11 protein-coding genes are annotated in these 16,620 nt (G+C 48.8%); 4 read left to right on the top strand and 7 right to left on the bottom strand.

The genetic code is table 11. The features are described 5' to 3' along the window. Positions 1 to 64 precede the first annotated feature (64 nt). Positions 65 to 931: a sugar phosphate isomerase/epimerase family protein gene (locus E1919_RS16460; protein ID WP_162054505.1), complete on the top strand. Its 867-nt coding sequence runs from the start codon at positions 65 to 67 to the stop codon at positions 929 to 931. 149 nt (positions 932 to 1,080) lie between these two features. On the opposite strand, the gene E1919_RS16455 is transcribed toward E1919_RS16460, so the two are convergent. Further along, on the bottom strand, positions 1,081 to 1,485 hold the full coding sequence (locus E1919_RS16455) for a SpoIIAA family protein (RefSeq protein ID WP_162054504.1): 405 nt from the start codon (positions 1,483 to 1,485) through the stop codon (positions 1,081 to 1,083). 306 nt (positions 1,486 to 1,791) lie between these two features. Here E1919_RS16455 and E1919_RS16450 point away from each other — a divergent pair, with 306 nt between their 5' ends. Then, positions 1,792 to 3,717 carry a hypothetical protein gene (locus E1919_RS16450; RefSeq protein WP_162054503.1) on the top strand — a complete coding sequence of 642 codons (1,926 nt, stop codon included), beginning with the start codon at positions 1,792 to 1,794 and terminating at the stop codon, positions 3,715 to 3,717. Between the two features lie 44 nt (positions 3,718 to 3,761). After that, on the top strand, positions 3,762 to 4,274 hold the full coding sequence (locus E1919_RS16445) for a DUF421 domain-containing protein (protein WP_237144526.1): 513 nt from the start codon (positions 3,762 to 3,764) through the stop codon (positions 4,272 to 4,274). Between the two features lie 289 nt (positions 4,275 to 4,563). On the opposite strand, the gene trxA is transcribed toward E1919_RS16445, so the two are convergent. After that, positions 4,564 to 4,890 (bottom strand): thioredoxin, encoded by a 327-nt coding sequence (trxA, locus tag E1919_RS16440; RefSeq protein WP_115563496.1) that lies wholly within the window; start codon positions 4,888 to 4,890, stop codon positions 4,564 to 4,566. Positions 4,891 to 5,222: 332 nt separating this feature from the next. Beyond that, positions 5,223 to 8,843 carry a DNA polymerase III subunit alpha gene (dnaE, locus tag E1919_RS16435; protein WP_162054502.1) on the bottom strand — a complete coding sequence of 1,207 codons (3,621 nt, stop codon included), beginning with the start codon at positions 8,841 to 8,843 and terminating at the stop codon, positions 5,223 to 5,225. Positions 8,844 to 9,122: 279 nt separating this feature from the next. On the opposite strand from dnaE, the gene E1919_RS16430 reads away from it, so the two are divergent. Then, entirely contained in the window at positions 9,123 to 10,451 is a 1,329-nt protein-coding gene (locus E1919_RS16430) for an MFS transporter (RefSeq protein WP_162054501.1), read from the top strand. Between the two features lie 364 nt (positions 10,452 to 10,815). Here the strand turns inward: E1919_RS16430 and E1919_RS16425 are convergent, their stop codons facing one another. The 4 genes from E1919_RS16425 to E1919_RS16410 form a co-directional block, all read right to left on the bottom strand. After that, positions 10,816 to 13,398 (bottom strand): LysM peptidoglycan-binding domain-containing protein, encoded by a 2,583-nt coding sequence (locus E1919_RS16425; protein ID WP_162054500.1) that lies wholly within the window; start codon positions 13,396 to 13,398, stop codon positions 10,816 to 10,818. A 322-nt stretch (positions 13,399 to 13,720) separates the two neighbouring features. After that, positions 13,721 to 14,365 carry an O-methyltransferase gene (locus E1919_RS16420; protein ID WP_162054499.1) on the bottom strand — a complete coding sequence of 215 codons (645 nt, stop codon included), beginning with the start codon at positions 14,363 to 14,365 and terminating at the stop codon, positions 13,721 to 13,723. An 89-nt stretch (positions 14,366 to 14,454) separates the two neighbouring features. Further along, positions 14,455 to 15,687 (bottom strand): M16 family metallopeptidase, encoded by a 1,233-nt coding sequence (locus E1919_RS16415; protein WP_162054498.1) that lies wholly within the window; start codon positions 15,685 to 15,687, stop codon positions 14,455 to 14,457. A 110-nt stretch (positions 15,688 to 15,797) separates the two neighbouring features. Next, positions 15,798 to 16,580: a hypothetical protein gene (locus E1919_RS16410; protein WP_162054497.1), complete on the bottom strand. Its 783-nt coding sequence runs from the start codon at positions 16,578 to 16,580 to the stop codon at positions 15,798 to 15,800. Between the last annotated feature and the right edge of the window lie 40 nt (positions 16,581 to 16,620).

The following is a 16,620-nucleotide window of genomic DNA, read 5'->3' as shown; positions in this document are numbered from 1 at the left end:
AGCGTAAAACTATTTGATGCCTGACGTGATTAGCAACATAAATCATCAAAATATCTTTACCTATATGAAAAAGCTGCCCTTGTTAGTGAGTCTGTTATGCGTCCTGTTCATTGGCCATAACAGTGTGTTTGCCCAGAAGGCTAAACCTCTTTTCCCTCAAACCCCCGGTATGGCGGCCTATACCTATCGGTTCAGCTTCCCGAAAGGTGTGGAGGCTACGTTGGATACTATACGGGGCTTAGGTATAACAGAAATTGAGGTTGGAGTGAACACGTATGATCTGGAACCGGAGGCTTTCCGTCGGATGCTAGATGTGCGTGGCATGACAGCCCCCTCGGTTGGTGTGGGGTATGAGCAACTCATGGAAAACCCGCAGGAAGTTGCCCGTAAAGCGAAAATCCTGGGAGCGAAGTATGTGCAGGTAGCCTGGATACCGCATGAGAAGGATAACTTTAAGTTAGAAGACGCGCAAAAAGCGGTGGCGGACTTTAACCGTGTGGGCAAGGTGCTGCAGGAAAACGGCCTCACGTTTAACTACCACACCCACGGTTATGAAATGAAGCCCTACCAAAACGGCACCCTCTTCGACTATATCGCTGAGAACACAAATCCGGAATACGTATCATTTACCATGGACATGCTGTGGGCCTACCATGGCGGGCAGGACCCTGCCAAATTGCTGCTGAAGTACCCTGACCGCTGGACTACCATGCACCTGAAAGACCTGAAAAAGGGCGTGAAAGGGGACTTCACCGGGCTTACACCGGTTGAGAACGACGTGGCGCTGGGAGAGGGGCAGCTGGACATTCCGGCTATACTAAAGGCTGCAAAGAAAGTAGGAATAAAGCATTACTTTATCGAGGACGAAAGCCCGCGGGTGAATACGCAGGTACCCAGAACGATGGCTTATCTGAAAAGCCTGGAGGAGTAAGCTAAAGTAGTGCAGGCTCAGGACTTTGCTACTGGACGAGGTTGATAAGAGTTGACTTCAACCTCTCTGCCATTGCTGCGTGTTTTTACCAGTAAGCAAATGATCGCCAACGTGTAGTTATGCTTGCTTCTTCTTAAGAAGGCTTATGCTCAGGCAGGCGATTTTGGACTTGGTGCCCTGGCACCTGCAGGTGGAATACCGTCATGCACCCATTCCCAGGCTTCCTGGCGCTGGCTAAAGTTAAAATACTTTACTTCAGCACTCGTAAATGGACGCGCTGCTTTTGCTAACCAATCCATCCAGTCATTGTCTCCTACAATAGCCGCTTTGCTGAAGTCTGAGGCATGCTTTAGGTCGAATTTTATATCTTCATACAGGGCACGCAATGAGTACGCCTCCACATCCTGCACCTCGGCATAGACCTTTATTTTGCCATGTTTCTGAATTTTGTCTTCCAGCACCGGGAGCATAACGTTATAGTCGTTTTTATCTACATTGCCGGAAATACGGAATGCAACCAGATTACCTTGAGACTCTTCTAGTAATTGTAGCATATCGATGGGGTATAAGCTTTGTATCAGACTTTATTTTTGATACGTGGCAGTTAGCTGATGCGTTTAGAAGCAGGCGGAAGGATTAAGCATTTGTGGCTTAAGCTACGTTTCATGCTGCTTTGCTTTTAGCAGCCGGTAACGCAGTTCCTAACACCGCATACCCTGGCACTGCCTGTTAAATTTCCGTCGAAAAATTTACCTGATGTTTCGCTTCTTTCACGCACTTATATTCCTATTTTAGCGTTTGACATCTCAACCGCTAAACCTCCATAGTCGCAGCTACAGCATAAGTCACACAACTCAAATATGAGAAGATTCCTCTATATTTTCCTGATGCTGCTGCTTTGCCAGCAGGCCTTCGCCCAGCGCAACATTGAGACCCGCCTTGGGTACACCTACAACGAAGATTATCAGTTTTCAGATGAGTGGCAGTACCTCTCCACCGACATCTACCTCTACAACGGTAGCCGGTTTAGCCGTGTGCTGAACGAACTGGAGCACGGGGTGCGCAAACCAAAGAAGAAGTATGACACAGGGCTGGAGAACCTTTTCATCACGGCGCAGCTCAAGAACATGAAGCTCTTCGGAAACGACGAAATTGTATACCCCCTGTACAATTTCTCTATCACCGAGGACGGTAAAGAATATAAGACGCAGTTAAGCGACCATCAGGAGGTGGTGCGCATCATTGATAAAATGCCTTTAACCTCCACCAGTTCCAGTATCGACGCGGTGATAAATGCCAAAGCTGTTACCAACAATGACGGTGACCAGGTGTTTAACCTCGTAGCTAACCAGTTGGTGAATATCTCCAGGCTCACCAATCCCTCTACGGCGGTTTTGTCGCTGATAGGGGAGTTTGGTAATCTTCTGAATGCCCGCGCCAACCGCAAAGAGTACAAGTTCAGCTCTACCATCCGGCTGTATGAGGGCCAGAACTTTGACACACGCCTGCACTCGGTGCGCATTTATGTGTTTGTGCCCGGCGAAGTAAAAACGGTGACAATAAAAGCGGCAAAGCTGGCAAGTTACCTGCAGAAGAACCCGAACAAGTTGGACCGGAAGCAACTGGAGGATGTGATCGGCTACACCGACTATCCTTTTATGGTGGTGGCCAATTATAAATCGCTTTACAAAATGGATGTGCTCACCGGCGACGAGGTAACGCTGGACCTGATTGAGAAGCGAAAGCAGAAAATACAGAATGCTTATGAGCACAAACTGGTAAACGATGAAACGTACCGCCACGAAAAGCTCTACGTGGAGTTTCTGAAGATTTTTGCGGAGATGCGGCAGCACCTGAACACGTACCGTCTGAACTACCGCAACAATAGCCCGGATCTAAATGCGAAGAACCTGTTTGCTATCATCCAGGAATACAAGCGCCTGAAAGGTACATTTGACGTGCGTGAAAAGGAGTTTGAGGGGAACAGCACCTATCAGAACGTCTTCCGAAGAGAGTATTCATCTATACTGAACAATGCAGAACTGTACCTGGAGGCAGACCACAACCTGAAGAACGGCAAGCTGCTCGTGAACACGCTCCGCGACTTGGAGAACGACCCGAGTGCATGGAATTCTCCAGAGAAACGGGAAGCAGCTCTCACCAGGTTATATGCCGTAGAACTGCCAAAACCGGAATTCCTGTCTGCCTCGGTAGAGGGTGGAGCCATTGTAAGGCTGATTACAAAGCTGGAGGACCAGCAGTACAATGAGGTGTTTGCCAGAGAGGTGACGCAGCTCAATACAACAGAAGCGACAGACGTAACCCTGCCAAAGCGCAACACCCTCTCTGACAAAGCGACGAATAGCAAGTGCCAGACCTGCCGTGACAAAGTGCGGGAAGCAGTGACAGACTATAACAAACGCTACGAAAGCTTTAAGCTGCAGCAGGCCCTGCTGCAGAAGAACGAGCTCAACCAGGTGGCAGAGCAAACAGTGTTTAAATGCCTGAAGCGCCAACTATGCATCCAAAACAACCTGCAGACCTTTGCCTCTGCTAACGAAAGCCCTGACCAGTACATCAACCGCATGCATGAAAAGAACAAAGCTTTTGGCATCGGCATCGAAACGTTAGATCAGTTGAATAAGCTGGAGACGGGCGAGGTGATACTGCAGAAAGTGCAGGAGTATAACTCGAAACTGAGACTCCTGACGCAGGAGGTGGAAAGAGCGTACGAGATGCTATATGACCTTGATAAGAACCTCTGCAACTGCGGTGAAGCTGGCTGAGACAGGAAAAACGTTCCCGGAAAACTTCCGTTTGATGAGGGTGTATGGAAGGTTTTTTAGAATTGGCTTTTGGTATTCATGGAGATGATTTAACCTGGTGGCAGATGTCAGTGCGGGCGGTTGTTGTTTTTTTCGCTGCTTTGCTGATTCTGCGCATAGGCAATCACCGTATTTTTGGAAAGAGCTCTGCTTTTGATATTGTGCTGGGAATTATCTACGGTTCTGTTCTCAGCAGGGCCATTACTGGGAATTCTCCTTTTGTCCCCACGCTGGTTGCCGCTTTTGTATTGGTGCTGCTGCATAAAGGCTTAGCCACAGCGGCTTATCATTCTAATTTTGGCTTCGGTGATCTTATTAAAGGAGAGCGTATAAAACTAGTAGAGGATGGCGATTTGAAGCAGGATGCCCTGAGGAAAAACAGCATAACAAGAAATGATATAGAAGAGGCGCTTCGGAAATCAGGTACCGAAGCAGACTTAAGTAAAATCAAATCGGCCTACCTAGAGCGCAGCGGTCAAATCAGCGTTATCATGAAAGACAGCGATGATGAAGAATAGTAATGATATGTGAACTCGGGAATTAAACAGCGGTTAATCATTTGTTATTCAATTACATAATCATGTTTATAATTACTAATCAAATACAAGCAGTTAGTTGTTTATCAGTGTTTTAAGGCTCAATCTCCTGGAATAGGTGAAGAAGCAGTTAAATGTTGATGTAGAAGGTCTCTGAAACGTAGATTTCAAAGGTTAATTCCCGAGTTCACGTTAATGATGTATAATAAGAGAGGCTCTCCTGCATAGCGGGAGAGCCTCTCTTTGTTTCTTAGAATAGGTATTTTTTAGCTTACGCCATTTGTGACTCCAGTTTCTGAGACAGCACATTCTTAGGAACGGCGCCTACCTGCTTGTCTACCACCTCACCATTCTTGAAAACAAGAAGTGTCGGGATGCTGCGGATACCGAATTTAGCAGAAGTCTGCGGGTTCGCGTCTACGTCTACTTTACCGATAACGGCTTTGCCTTCGTACTCGCCTGCCAATTCTTCTACAATCGGACCTACCATGCGGCACGGTCCGCACCACTCTGCCCAAAAGTCTACTAATACGGGTTTATCTGAATTGATGATCTCATCAAAATTCGCGTCTGTGATTTCTATTGCTTTGTTAGCCATAATTTTAACGGTTTGTTGTGTTAAGTTCTATGTTTAAATATAGTAACAATTATAAGTTTGGCAAATATCCGCCCAAAATCAAATACCCTGACAAGCTGTCCTGCTATTAAGCTTTGTAGCTGCCATTCGCAATCGTTACAGTATATACTTACGGTAGCGAGGCCCGTCAGGGTATTATTTAATTTGTATCAACAAGTTTAGATTGAAAATGTTTAAGGTATGAAAGCGAATCTTAAATTGAAAGGGGTATGCCGCAGCGGCATACCCCTTTCAATACTTTAAAGAAGCAGCGAAGATTTTCACATCTCCACATCTCCCAATCTTCAAATCAACTAGATCAGCTTACACTCTCCCACGCCCATATCCTTGATGGTTGCCAAAAACTGCTTTGGGTCGATGCGGTACTTGCGGGAGTACATTGGCAGGGCCAGCTTTTCTTCCGGTACGTGCAGGGTAATTTCCAGGCGCTTCTGGCCCGGACTCGCTACAATGGCACCTTCCAGCGCCTCTGCCAGGTTTGGCGTGAAGTGCTGCAGGTTGATGTTGAGTTGAACGCCCTGCGCCATTTTATCAGTAATATCGCCTAGCAGTTGGATATTCTGCGGTTTCAGCTCCCACTGGTCTTCAGACTTGTAGCGCAGCTGCACCTTGCCCCTGATGAACAGGTATAAGCCCATCTTCAGGTAAGGCGAGAACTTGACGTAATCCTCTCCAAAAAGCGCCATCTGCATCGACGTGTCATAATCTTCCACCGTGAACAGCGCGAACGGATTCCCGTTTCGGGCGGTGCGAATCACAATGTCCGTCACCATACCGGCTACGTTCACGTCGCGGTTTTTGTATTCTTCGATTCTGTTCAGCTGGCAGGTGCAGTAGGAGTCTATCTCCAGCTTAAACTGGTCGAGCGGGTGTCCGGACATGTAGAAACCAACTACCTCTTTCTCGCGGCGAAGCATCTCGGCCTGCGTCCAGTGGGCTACTTCCGGTATCTTTGGCATGGGGGCAGCCACAGCAGCGCCACCGCCAAACAACGACTGTTGCGCCGCCTGCAGTTCTGCCTGATAATTGTTGCCATAACGCACCGCCTTCTCCAGCACGCTCATGCTTTCGCCTTCCGGCACTTCTACAAGTTGGGCACGGTGGTATAAGTCCCACGAATCAAAACCGCCAGCCAGCGCCAGGCTTTCAAAGGTCTTTTTGTTCACGGCACGCAGGTTCACCCGCTTCGCGAAGTCGAAGATATCCCGGTACAAGCCGTTCTCCCGCTCCGCTATAATAGCATCCACGGCAGACTCACCGGTTCCTTTTATCGCAGCCAGGCCAAAACGGATGTTTCCCTGCTCGTTCACGTTGAACTTGAGTAAGGATTCGTTCACGTCCGGGCCCAGCACCTGTACGCCTTGCTTGCGTGACTCCTCAATAAAGAACGTCACCTTTTTGATGTCGTTCATGTTGTTGGTGAGCACGGCAGCCATGTACTCGGCAGGGTAGTGGGCTTTCAGGTAACCTGTCTGGTAAGCCACCACCGAATAGGCGGCGGAGTGGGAGCGGTTGAAGCCGTACTGGGCAAACTTCTCCATCACGTCGAAAACCTCGGAGGCCTTTTTAGACGGGATGTTGTGAATCTCTTTGGCACCGGCAATGAACTTCTCACGCTCCTCGGCCATCTTCTTCATGTCCTTCTTACCCATAGCGCGGCGCAGCAAGTCGGCACCACCCAGAGAGTAACCCGCCAGAACCTGGGCCGTCTGCATAATCTGCTCCTGGTACACCATAATACCGTAAGAGTAGTTCAGGATAGGCTCGAGCAGCTCATGTGGGTACTCTACTTCCTCTTTGCCGTGCTTCCGGTTAATGAAGTTCGGGATGAACTGCATCGGGCCCGGACGGTAAAGGGCGTTCATGGCAATCAAATCTTCAATGTTAGTAGGCTGCAGGTCCTTGAGGTACATGCGCATGCCCTCCGACTCAAACTGGAACGTACCGATGGTGTCGCCGCGCTGGTATAGCTGGTACGTTTTCTCGTCGTCTATTGGAATATTGTCGATGTCAATCTCAACGCCATGGTTCTTCTTAATCAGCTCCATGGCATCTTTGATGATGGTCAGCGTTTTCAAGCCCAGGAAGTCCATCTTCAACATTCCTGCGCTTTCAATTACCTTTCCATCAAACTGCGTCACGAGCAGGTCGGAGTCTTTGGAGGTAGAAACCGGAATATAGTTGGTGATATCGTCCGGGGCGATGATAACACCCGCTGCGTGTATACCCGTGTTCCGGATGGAGCCTTCCAGCTTCTCGGCCAGCTTCAGTACGGCGGCACGCGCGTCGGTTCCTTCGCGGATAGCGGCCAACTCCAGGTTTTCTATAAAGGCCTTTGCCAGCGTAGTACCCGGCATGTCCGGCACCATCTTCGCCATCTCATTCGCATCGGCCAGCGGCAGAGAGGTAGAGCGCGCCACGTCTTTGATAGACGATTTAGCGGCCATCGTACCAAAGGTGATGATTTGAGCTACCTGCGTTTTGCCATACTTGTCCACCACGTAGTCGATTACGCGCTGGCGGTTCACGTCGTCAAAGTCAATATCAATATCGGGCATCGACACACGCTCCGGGTTCAAGAATCGCTCAAACAGCAGGTTGTATTTTATAGGGTCGATGTTGGTGATACCGATGCAGTAGGCTACCGCAGAGCCAGCCGCCGAACCACGACCAGGCCCTACAAATACACCCATATCGCGGCCATGGTTAATGAAATCCTGCACAATAAGGAAGTAACCGGCAAAGCCCATGGTCTCCACAATGCGTAGCTCGTAATCCAGGCGCTCTTCTACTTCGGGCGTGATATCGGTGTATCGTTTTTTTGCACCCACGTAAGTAAGGTGGCGTAGGTAAGCATCGGCACCCGCATGTTCCGGCGGTATCGGGAAGTTAGGCAGCAGGATATCGCGCTTCAGCTTGGGAGGCGTAATCTTGTCTACAATCTCGTTGGTGTTATCCACCGCCTGCGGCACGTCCTTGAACAGCTCGTTCATCTCGGCCTGCGTCTTGAAGTAGAACTGGTCGTTGGGGAAGCCAAAGCGTGTTTTTGGGCCAGCCTCATCAATGCGCTGCAGCATCTGCCGTACGCTAGCATTGTTGCTGTACTTGTTCCGGACATTGTCTACCGTGTCGTAAATCACCTTCTGGTCATCTGAAAGGAAGCGGTAGTAGCGCGTGGCAAAGTCCCCCACGGGTGTCGACTGGTCCTCGCCGGTGTTCACGCAAAGCAGGATGTCGTGCGCATTCCAGTCGTCCTGGTCTACGTAGTGGGTGTCGTTGGTACAAATCACCTTTACATCATACTTCTTCGCCCACTTCAGCAGCACCTGGTTAATGTCTTCCTGGCTCTTGCCTGTGCCATCGATGTTCATCAGGCCGTGGCGCTGTATTTCGATGTAGTAATCCTCCCCGAACACATCCAGCCACCACTTAAAGATTTCTTCTGCTTCTTCCTCAGTTTTCCAGAGGATGGCTTGTGGTACCTCTGCGCCAATGCAGCAACTCGTAGCAATCAGGCCTTTGCTATACTTTAAAAGGAGTTCTTTGTCCATGCGCGGCCACTTGCTATACACACCTTCTATATAAGAAAGTGAGCACAGCTTCGCCAGGTTCTGGTAGCCATCTTGGTCTTTGGCCAGCAGCAGCTGGTGGTGGCGCACATCTTTCATCTCCTTGGTAAAGGTTTTCTGATGGCGGTCTTTTACCAGGTAAAACTCACAGCCCACGATTGGCTTCACGTTATACTTGTTCGCCTCTGCCACAAAGTTGAAGGCAGCGAACATGTTTCCGTGGTCTGTCATGGCTACGGCGGGCATGCCATCGGCCTGCGCCTTTTTCATGAGCGCGCTGATGCTGGCCTGGCCGTCGAGCAGAGAGTACTGCGTATGGGTGTGTAAATGCGAAAAAACTGGCATTCGGGAGAATTATGAATTACGAATTAAGAATTATGAATGACCTCTGTATAAGGGAAAATCTATACTTGCGGCTCATTCTCGGGATGTTAAAAGTACGAAAAATAGGGCTGCTGCCCAAACCAAAAAGCAGCTTCTGCCATAACAAAAGCGTGGTTTGATTTGTCTCTTTAAGGGTACTTGTTCTTGCTATTTCTATAACGTGCTGTCGTTTAAACTATAACTCCAAAGCGGTATCCCTACGTAAGTAAAAAGCTGTGCCAGTGCAGGAGAAATTTGTTTATGGGAGAGGGAAAATCAGAAGGAAAGTTAAGCAGCATGTTCAGGGCCTTGCAGTCGCGCAACTACAAGCTGTTTTTTGTGGGGCAGGGAATTTCGCTTATCGGTACCTGGATGCAGCAGATTGCCCTAAGTTGGCTCGTGTACCGCCTCACAGATTCGGTTTTCCTGCTTGGTGCCGTTACCTTCTCCAGCCAGATTCCCTCTTTCCTGCTCGGTCCCTTCGCTGGCGTAGTCGCCGATAAGTTTAACCGCCATAAGGTGCTAATCGTTACACAGTCGCTTTCAATGCTGCAGGCATCGACGCTAGCCGTTCTGGTCCTGACCGAAACCATTGAGATATGGCATGTGCTGGCTTTAAGCGCTGTGCTCGGCATTATCAACGCCTTTGATATTTCAACCCGGCAGGCTTTTGTTTTTGAACTGGTAGAGAAGCGGGAGAATATCAGCAACGCCATCGCCCTGAACTCCTCCATGTTCAACATGGCGCGGCTTGTCGGGCCAACCATCGCGGGTTTGATTATCGCGGTGGTAGGAGAGGGGATATGTATTCTCATCAATGCTGTTAGTTATATTGCCGTGCTAGCCTCGCTGCTGATGATGCAACTGAAGCCTTTTGAGCGGGTGGCGCAGCAGCGCAAAGCCTGGGAGTCGCTGAAAGATGGCTTCCAGTACGCCTTTGGATTTCCGCCAATTCGGTCGCTGATTATGATTGTGGCGCTTCTGAGCCTGTTCGGAATGCCGTTTAGCGTGCTGCTGCCCGTTTTTGCCCGGGATATTTTAAATGGTGGCGCCAACACATTAGGTTACCTGATGGGGGCTTCCGGCTTTGGGGCATTAGCCGGCGCTATGTTCCTGGCGCAGCGGAAGTCCGTGGTGGGGCTGGGAAAGGTGATTGTAGGTATGATGGTCTTGTTCGGCTCGTCGTTAATTGCTTTCTCTTTTTCAACTATGCTGGTGCTGTCGCTTTTGCTGATGCTGTTTTCCGGTTTCGGCATGATTGTGTCCATGGCTTCCTGCAATACGCTGCTGCAGACCATTGTAGACGACGATAAGCGGGGCCGCGTGATGAGCCTCTACGCCACTGCATTTATGGGCATGGCTCCCATTGGAAGTATGCTGGCAGGTGCCGTTGCAGAGCATATTGGGGTGGGGTATACCCTTGCCGGATGTGGTCTGCTGTGCGCGCTGAGCATCGTGCCATTCGCTGTGAGCCTGCCGCGCCTCCGGCAGATGGTATGGCCAATTTACGAACGCCTGGGCATTGTGCCGGAAATTGCCACCGGGCTTCAGTCAGCCTCTAGTTTGACGGCTCCGCCGGAGGAAAGGTGAGGCCTTTTAGACAAAGGACTTTTGACAAAAGACTAAGGACTTAAAGGAGTATTATAATAAACGACAAGAGCCAGCTACAGCAGCTGGCTCTTGTCGTTTGAAAATTGAGGTTATTTAACGTGAACTCGGGAATTAAGCCATGTGTAAAAAAATGATTTACAATCATTTATACGGTGATTTAATCACTAAGTAATCGTGAGTATTATGGTATTTATTTGCATTTGTAGGCTATATGTCCCGAAATAGAAGAATACATCAACCAATATTCATATTAAGAGCTCTGCAAGCGTAAATTTCAAAGATTAATTCTCGAGTTCACGTTTATTTAGGTGTTTCTTTGTCAAAAAGACCTTCGTCCAAAGAATCACTTCTTCTTTATCAACAACCTCTCCCCAACACTCACAGCAAAATCAGACTTATTATTCCACCCCATAATGTCTTTAATGGTGACACCATACTTGCGGGAAATCTGGTACATACTTTCGCCGTCAGCCACGGTATGGTACCCGGTGCTTGGCAGCGCACTGGTTTCTGCTGAGCCGGACTCAGTGGCAGTGGCTGGTGCTGTAGCGCCTGCAGGAGCTTTCACACGCAATTCCTGCCTTAAGCGGATGTTGTTGTCTGTCAGTTTATTCCAGTTGCGCATGTCTTCAAGCGAGACACTATATTTTTTCGAGATCTGGTAAAGTGTTTCACCGGCTACTACCGTATGATAGTCGCTGGTGGTGGAAAGCATGGTGGCAGGTACATCTTCTGCTGTTGCCTCCTGCTCCGGCTGTACCAGGGGCTCAGCTATCAGCAACTCCTGGCCCATTTGTATCGGGACATCACCTAGTTTATTCCAGGCAGTCAGGTCATTTACTGTAACGGCATACATTCTGGAGATACCATAAAGCGTTTCCCCTTGCTTTACCACGTGCTTTGTAGGTTTTGGTGCTGCCACAGGAGCTACTTCTTCTCTCTTAACTGTATTAGTGGCTGGCTTCGTAACAGGCGTGGCGGCTGGCTCTCTGAAAATATCCTCTGGTTCTTTCGCTGTTCCGTCTTTTGCCCCTATGTTCCATTCTTCTGCCTGCTCCTCTACCAACTCTTCTTCCTGCTGCGCTTGTTCCTCTTCTTCTACGGGTATAGGACTGGTGTTGAGCGTGTCAGCTTCGGCTGGCGACATTTCACCTGCTGCAGGCAGCGTGTCAATTGGTGCTTGCTGCGCAGGCTCTTGTATGGGCTCCATGGTACCGGTTTGTGGGTACAGCGCCGGCTGTTTCTTCTGCGGTTCTGCTGCGGGCACTTTGGTGACAGGTGCTTCCGCTTTCTTCATTGCTTCTGTCTTCTCCGTTTGTACTCTTTCTTCCTTGACGGCCTCTAACCATTCCTCATCCGTTGGTTCAGCTTTTACGGCTACAGCCGTTTCAGTAGCTACAGATGGGGCAGGAACCTTTGTCTTCTTTTCAACAACTACTGTTCTTTCAGCTACTACTATTTCCTCTTCCTCCTCTATTTGTTCCTGCTGCTCAGGCTGTGGATTTTTAAAACGCTTAAAGCTGTTGATGAATCGCTTGAAGATGTTGCCATCAGAAGCTGGCTTTGACTCAGAAGCTTTATTATCATCCTGCTGTCTGTCATCCTGCTTTGATTGAACTGCGTTGGTTGCTGGTCGATTAGAACCTGGCGCGGTAGCGGTTTTTGTCTGTGTTTTGTTCAGGTCGCGTACCTCCACTGGTGTGTGGGCTGGTCTGCGTTGCTGAAGCCACAGTACGCGGCCGGGCACGGGTACCTCTCTGCGGTTCATGCGGTTCTTGAACAGGAGGTAATTCAGCCTGATGCCATAGTGCTGCGAAATCAGCTGCATGGTTTCTCCTGGCTGCACCACATGGTATTCCGCATCGGCGGTCATGTTTTTCTTTTCAGTATAGTATGCTGCACCAGCTACAATCTCGTCGAAGTTGTGCAGGTCGTTATACTTCAGGAATTTACGGGTAGAAAGGCCGGCTTTCATGGCCAGTTTGTCTTTTGTGTCGCCAGGTTGCGCGGTAACTGTGCTCAATCCGTTCTGCTTCGAAATTCTTGCACTTAAGGCTTTTCTTGTTGTTATAGGAGTAGCCGTGTCTTTTGACGCTAAGAGGCCTCCATCGCTGTTGCCGTTGCGCACGGGCACCATTACATAATAATCTTTATCAGACGGGATAGAACTGCCTAACAGCCATTTGTTATACTTCTCTAGCTCAGCGTAATCGGTTTGAGTAGACATGGCAATATCAGCTAAACTCTGGCCCGCAGTACCGCGTATCTCGCGCAACGACAGTGCAGGCGGGTTGGCCTTGCCAACAAAAACGTCGTAAGCAATTTTGTGTGCCAGGAAGGTAATCACGTATGGGTGCGACTTTTCGGTTACATCCATCTTACGGGCACCATTATCCGAAGGGCTGGTATAAGCCTTCGCTCCTGTATAGCCCAAATAGTACGAAAGCAGCGAGTTAAACCAGTTATTGTAGTATTTGTTGCTGCGCAGGAAGTATTTAGCGGCACCGCGGCTAGCCTCAATAATATGGCGGCGTTCGTCTATTTTGTTATCCATGCGCAAATTAAAATCCAGCGCAGCCTCCCGCTTAAACTGCCAGTAGCCAACTGCGTTAGAAGTAGAAACAGCATCGCCGAGCAATCCGCTTTCCTGCAGGGCAAGGTACTTATAGTCATCTGGCACGCCTTCCTCCTTAAATACACGCTCAATAACGGGAAAATAGGTATCTGCCAGATCTACTTTCATTTTAAAGTAAGTCTGGTTGCGGTGCAGCGCATCTACCTTTTTCTGGATTTCCTCCTGTGCTCCGTCCGAAATCCGGAGGTGGATGTCGGCGAAGTATACGTTTTTGGGCACAGTAACGAGTTGTGCCAAGGCCAGCAAGGGCAGGAACAACAAGGCTAAAAGGCTGCTGAAGGATTTTTTCATGGCTTGGTACTTTACAATGTGGCTAAACGTTGAATTTGGAGCTCTACTTTCTATTGAGTTGAAGCTTGTTAAATAGCTAAGTGCTAATATGTTTGAAAGGTAATATATAGCTTCGCAAAAATAACGCAATTTGCCTCGCTTTTTAAAACGCTTCGCCAAGTTCTTACATTATATTTTCAGGCAGAGATTAGCCCATGAAAGCAGAAGAAAGCTGCTGCCAAAAGTAAGGTGCAGTGGGATAGGGTGTTAGCTAAAGGAAAGGTATAAATCAGGTAAAAAGAAAAGCGGGAGAACATTTCTTTCGTCCTCCCGCTCCTTCATCTTATTTTTTGCGTGCCACCATCAGGCCGTCGCGTATGGGGAGCAATATGTTTTCTACCCGCTCGTCCTCCTGCACCTTTTTGTTGAAGTTCATCACCGCTTTCGTGTCTTCGTCCAGCTTCCGGCGGTACTTCTCCAGCACTTTGCCACTCCACAGCACATTATCGGCAATAATATAACCTCCTGCACGCACCTTATCAATGACCATGTCATAGTAGGTGGTGTAGTTGATTTTGTCAGCATCAATAAACACCAGGTCATATTCCGCATCAATAGTCGGGAGAATCTCCAGTGCATTGCCGATATAATACTTTATGCTATCTGAAAGTCCTGCTTCCTCAAAATAGTCCCGCACTCGCTCTTCCAGTTCTTCGTTAATGTCGATTGTGTGCAGCGTACCACCTGTTTGCAGCCCTTCAGCCATACATAGTGCGGAGTAGCCGGTGTAGGTGCCAATCTCCAGAATCTGCTTTGGCTGTATCATTTTCGAGAACATCGACAGTAAACGCCCCTGCTGGTGCCCCGACAGCATACGCGGACGCAGCACACTCAGGTGCGTCTGGCGGTTTACCTTATGCAGCAAATCACTTTCCGGTGAGGTATGTTCCTCTGAATACTGCAGCAGTTCTTCGTCTATGAATTCCATTTTTCTAAACTGTTAAATGGTTGGTTTGTTAAAGTGCTGATCTCTGAAAACTAAAAAATCAACCATTTAAAAGTTAAACAATTAAGCCATTAATTCGGCACATAATTCAGTACGCTGAGTTGGTCTTCGCGGAGGGCGTCGTTAGCGATGTCCAGCAGGTCGGTGGCGGTGATGTTTTTGATTTGGCTGAAGATTTCGTTCAGCGAGTCTACCCGGTCCTGGTCCAGAAGGCTCTTGCCAATCATCATCATCAGGCCCATGTTGCTTTCCTCGGCCATGGCCAACTGCCCCATCAGCTGCTCTTTGGCAGTGTGCAGCTGCAGGGAGCCCAATGGTTTCTCCCGCAGCTTCTTCAGCTCCTTCAGCACCAGTGAGGTCGTGCGTTTTAGTTGCTTTTTCTCTGTGCCGAAGTAGATGGTGAGTAGGCCGGTGTCGAGGTAGGTTGCGTAGTTGGCGTCTATGGTATACACCAGGCCATGCTTTTCGCGCACCGCCAGGTTCAGGCGCGAGTTCATGCCGGGGCCACCCAGTATGTTCACGAGCATGAAAAACGGAATGCGGCGCTCATCGGAAAGGGCGTAGGCGGGCGTGCCCACTACACAATGCGCCTGCGAAATCGGTTTTTCAAGGGTAATAAACTTCGGAACATAGTGGCTGACCGGAATGCGCTCCCGGTGCTTCTTCATCTCCGGAATATCGCCCAGGTACTTTTCTGCCAATTTCAGCACCTTCTCGAAAGGCAGGTTGCTGACAGAACAGAAGATAAGTTTGTCGGTGCTCAGGTTGCGGTCAAGGAAATTCAAGAAATCCTGTTTTTCAAAGCTGGAAACACTTTCTTTCGTGCCGAGGATATTGTTTCCCAAAGGATGGTGGTCATATACAACGGCGTCGAACTCGTCTACGATAGCTTCTTCCGGTGTGTCGAGGTACATGGCCATCTCCTCCAAAATCACGCCCCGTTCTTTCTCAATCTCCCGCTCCGGGAATATGGAACGGAAGGTGATGTCCGTCAGCAGCTCAAACGACTTATCAAAGTGCTTGTCCAGCACAGAGGAGTAAAAGCAGATTTTCTCCTTTGTAGTATAGGCGTTCAGTTCACCTCCCACAGACTCAAGCCTGTTGAGGATGTGGAAAGATTTTCTTTTTTCGGTGCCTTTAAAGGCCATGTGCTCCCAGAAGTGAGCTATTCCTGTTTCGTTAGAAAGTTCGTCGCGGCTGCCGATATCCATTATAAACCCGCTGTGGGCTATTTTGGTATGCTGCACCTGCTTGTGTACAATTCTTATCCCGTTAGGTAAAGTATGAATATGATAATCAGGCATTCAATATTGATTTTAGGCTTGCAAAGGTACGGAAAAAGTCGCAGAATCTTTTTAGCGCTACACGTGCCGGATGATGACTATGCCTATATACCTATATAATAAAGCCTGATCTAGCGGGCGGCTTTCTTGGTGTTAACAGGTTTGCTCTGGGTGGTGTTGCGGCCTCCTACATTGATTACAAAGCCAAGCGAGAAAACAGAGTAACCGGCGGTCAGGGATTTGCGGTTTTTCAGGCCGAAGTTAGAGCCGCTGGAATACTGAAGCTGCACCGATGGATTCAGCGTCAGGCGGGTATAAAAGATTGGTTCCAGAAATATATTGTCTTCTTCTTCCGCGGGTAAACCATTGAACAGGTGTTTGTTCATGTCTATATAACTGGCCCGTAGAGCAGTGCCATAATTCAGTGGGTACTCATTGCCAAACAGGCGCAGCGACTTTTTCCTTTTAGAGCTGAAGTTTACCTGTACGAAATATTTGCTGAAGCTTGCCTCGCGTCGTTCAGAGATGATCGCACCCTCGTCATTCTCTTCTCTTTCAGTGCGGTCGCTGCTGCCGCCACCAAAACCGCCATACACTTCTAAAACACGGTTATTGTCCGGGCCAAAGGAGGTGAAGTAACCACCGCCTGCTTCAATCAGGTTATGCTGCAAATCTCTTTTTCGGCGCTCGCTGTTGAGCATGGAGCCATTCACCAGCACCGCAAAGTGGTCGGTAACGGCATAGGCTGTGTTAAAGGTAAAATTACCCTTCGGTGTTATGTGGCCTCCTGTGCTCAATTCCCCCTTTTTAGTAAACATGGGTACATTGGGCACGTTGGGCATGTACGTAGAAACGCAGCCGGACATGGAAAGCAGAAGGCCTAATAAGCCAGGAAGGAATAAAGTTCTTTTCATACAATAATAAAAGGTAATGATAACAGGCGGAAAAGCTGTC

Source organism: Pontibacter pamirensis, assembly GCF_010015475.1.
GTDB classification, from domain to species: domain Bacteria; phylum Bacteroidota; class Bacteroidia; order Cytophagales; family Hymenobacteraceae; genus Pontibacter; species Pontibacter pamirensis.
The sequence above is the reverse complement of the archived record's forward strand: the minus strand, read 5'-3'. Positions and strand labels throughout refer to the sequence as shown.

Bases quoted from the DNA above. Each gene is read 5' to 3' on its own strand.
- E1919_RS16420 (WP_162054499.1), bottom strand. From the start codon at position 14,365: ATGGAATTCATAGACGAAGAACTGCTGCAGTATTCAGAGGAACATACC.
- dnaE (WP_162054502.1), bottom strand. From the start codon at position 8,843: ATGCCAGTTTTTTCGCATTTACACACCCATACGCAGTACTCTCTGCTC.
- E1919_RS16455 (WP_162054504.1), bottom strand. From the start codon at position 1,485: ATGCTACAATTACTAGAAGAGTCTCAAGGTAATCTGGTTGCATTCCGT.
- E1919_RS16425 (WP_162054500.1), bottom strand. From the start codon at position 13,398: ATGAAAAAATCCTTCAGCAGCCTTTTAGCCTTGTTGTTCCTGCCCTTG.
- E1919_RS16410 (WP_162054497.1), bottom strand. From the start codon at position 16,580: ATGAAAAGAACTTTATTCCTTCCTGGCTTATTAGGCCTTCTGCTTTCC.
- E1919_RS16450 (WP_162054503.1), top strand. From the start codon at position 1,792: ATGAGAAGATTCCTCTATATTTTCCTGATGCTGCTGCTTTGCCAGCAG.
- E1919_RS16430 (WP_162054501.1), top strand. From the start codon at position 9,123: ATGGGAGAGGGAAAATCAGAAGGAAAGTTAAGCAGCATGTTCAGGGCC.
- E1919_RS16415 (WP_162054498.1), bottom strand. From the start codon at position 15,687: ATGCCTGATTATCATATTCATACTTTACCTAACGGGATAAGAATTGTA.
- trxA (WP_115563496.1), bottom strand. From the start codon at position 4,890: ATGGCTAACAAAGCAATAGAAATCACAGACGCGAATTTTGATGAGATC.
- E1919_RS16445 (WP_237144526.1), top strand. From the start codon at position 3,762: ATGGAAGGTTTTTTAGAATTGGCTTTTGGTATTCATGGAGATGATTTA.
- E1919_RS16460 (WP_162054505.1), top strand. From the start codon at position 65: ATGAAAAAGCTGCCCTTGTTAGTGAGTCTGTTATGCGTCCTGTTCATT.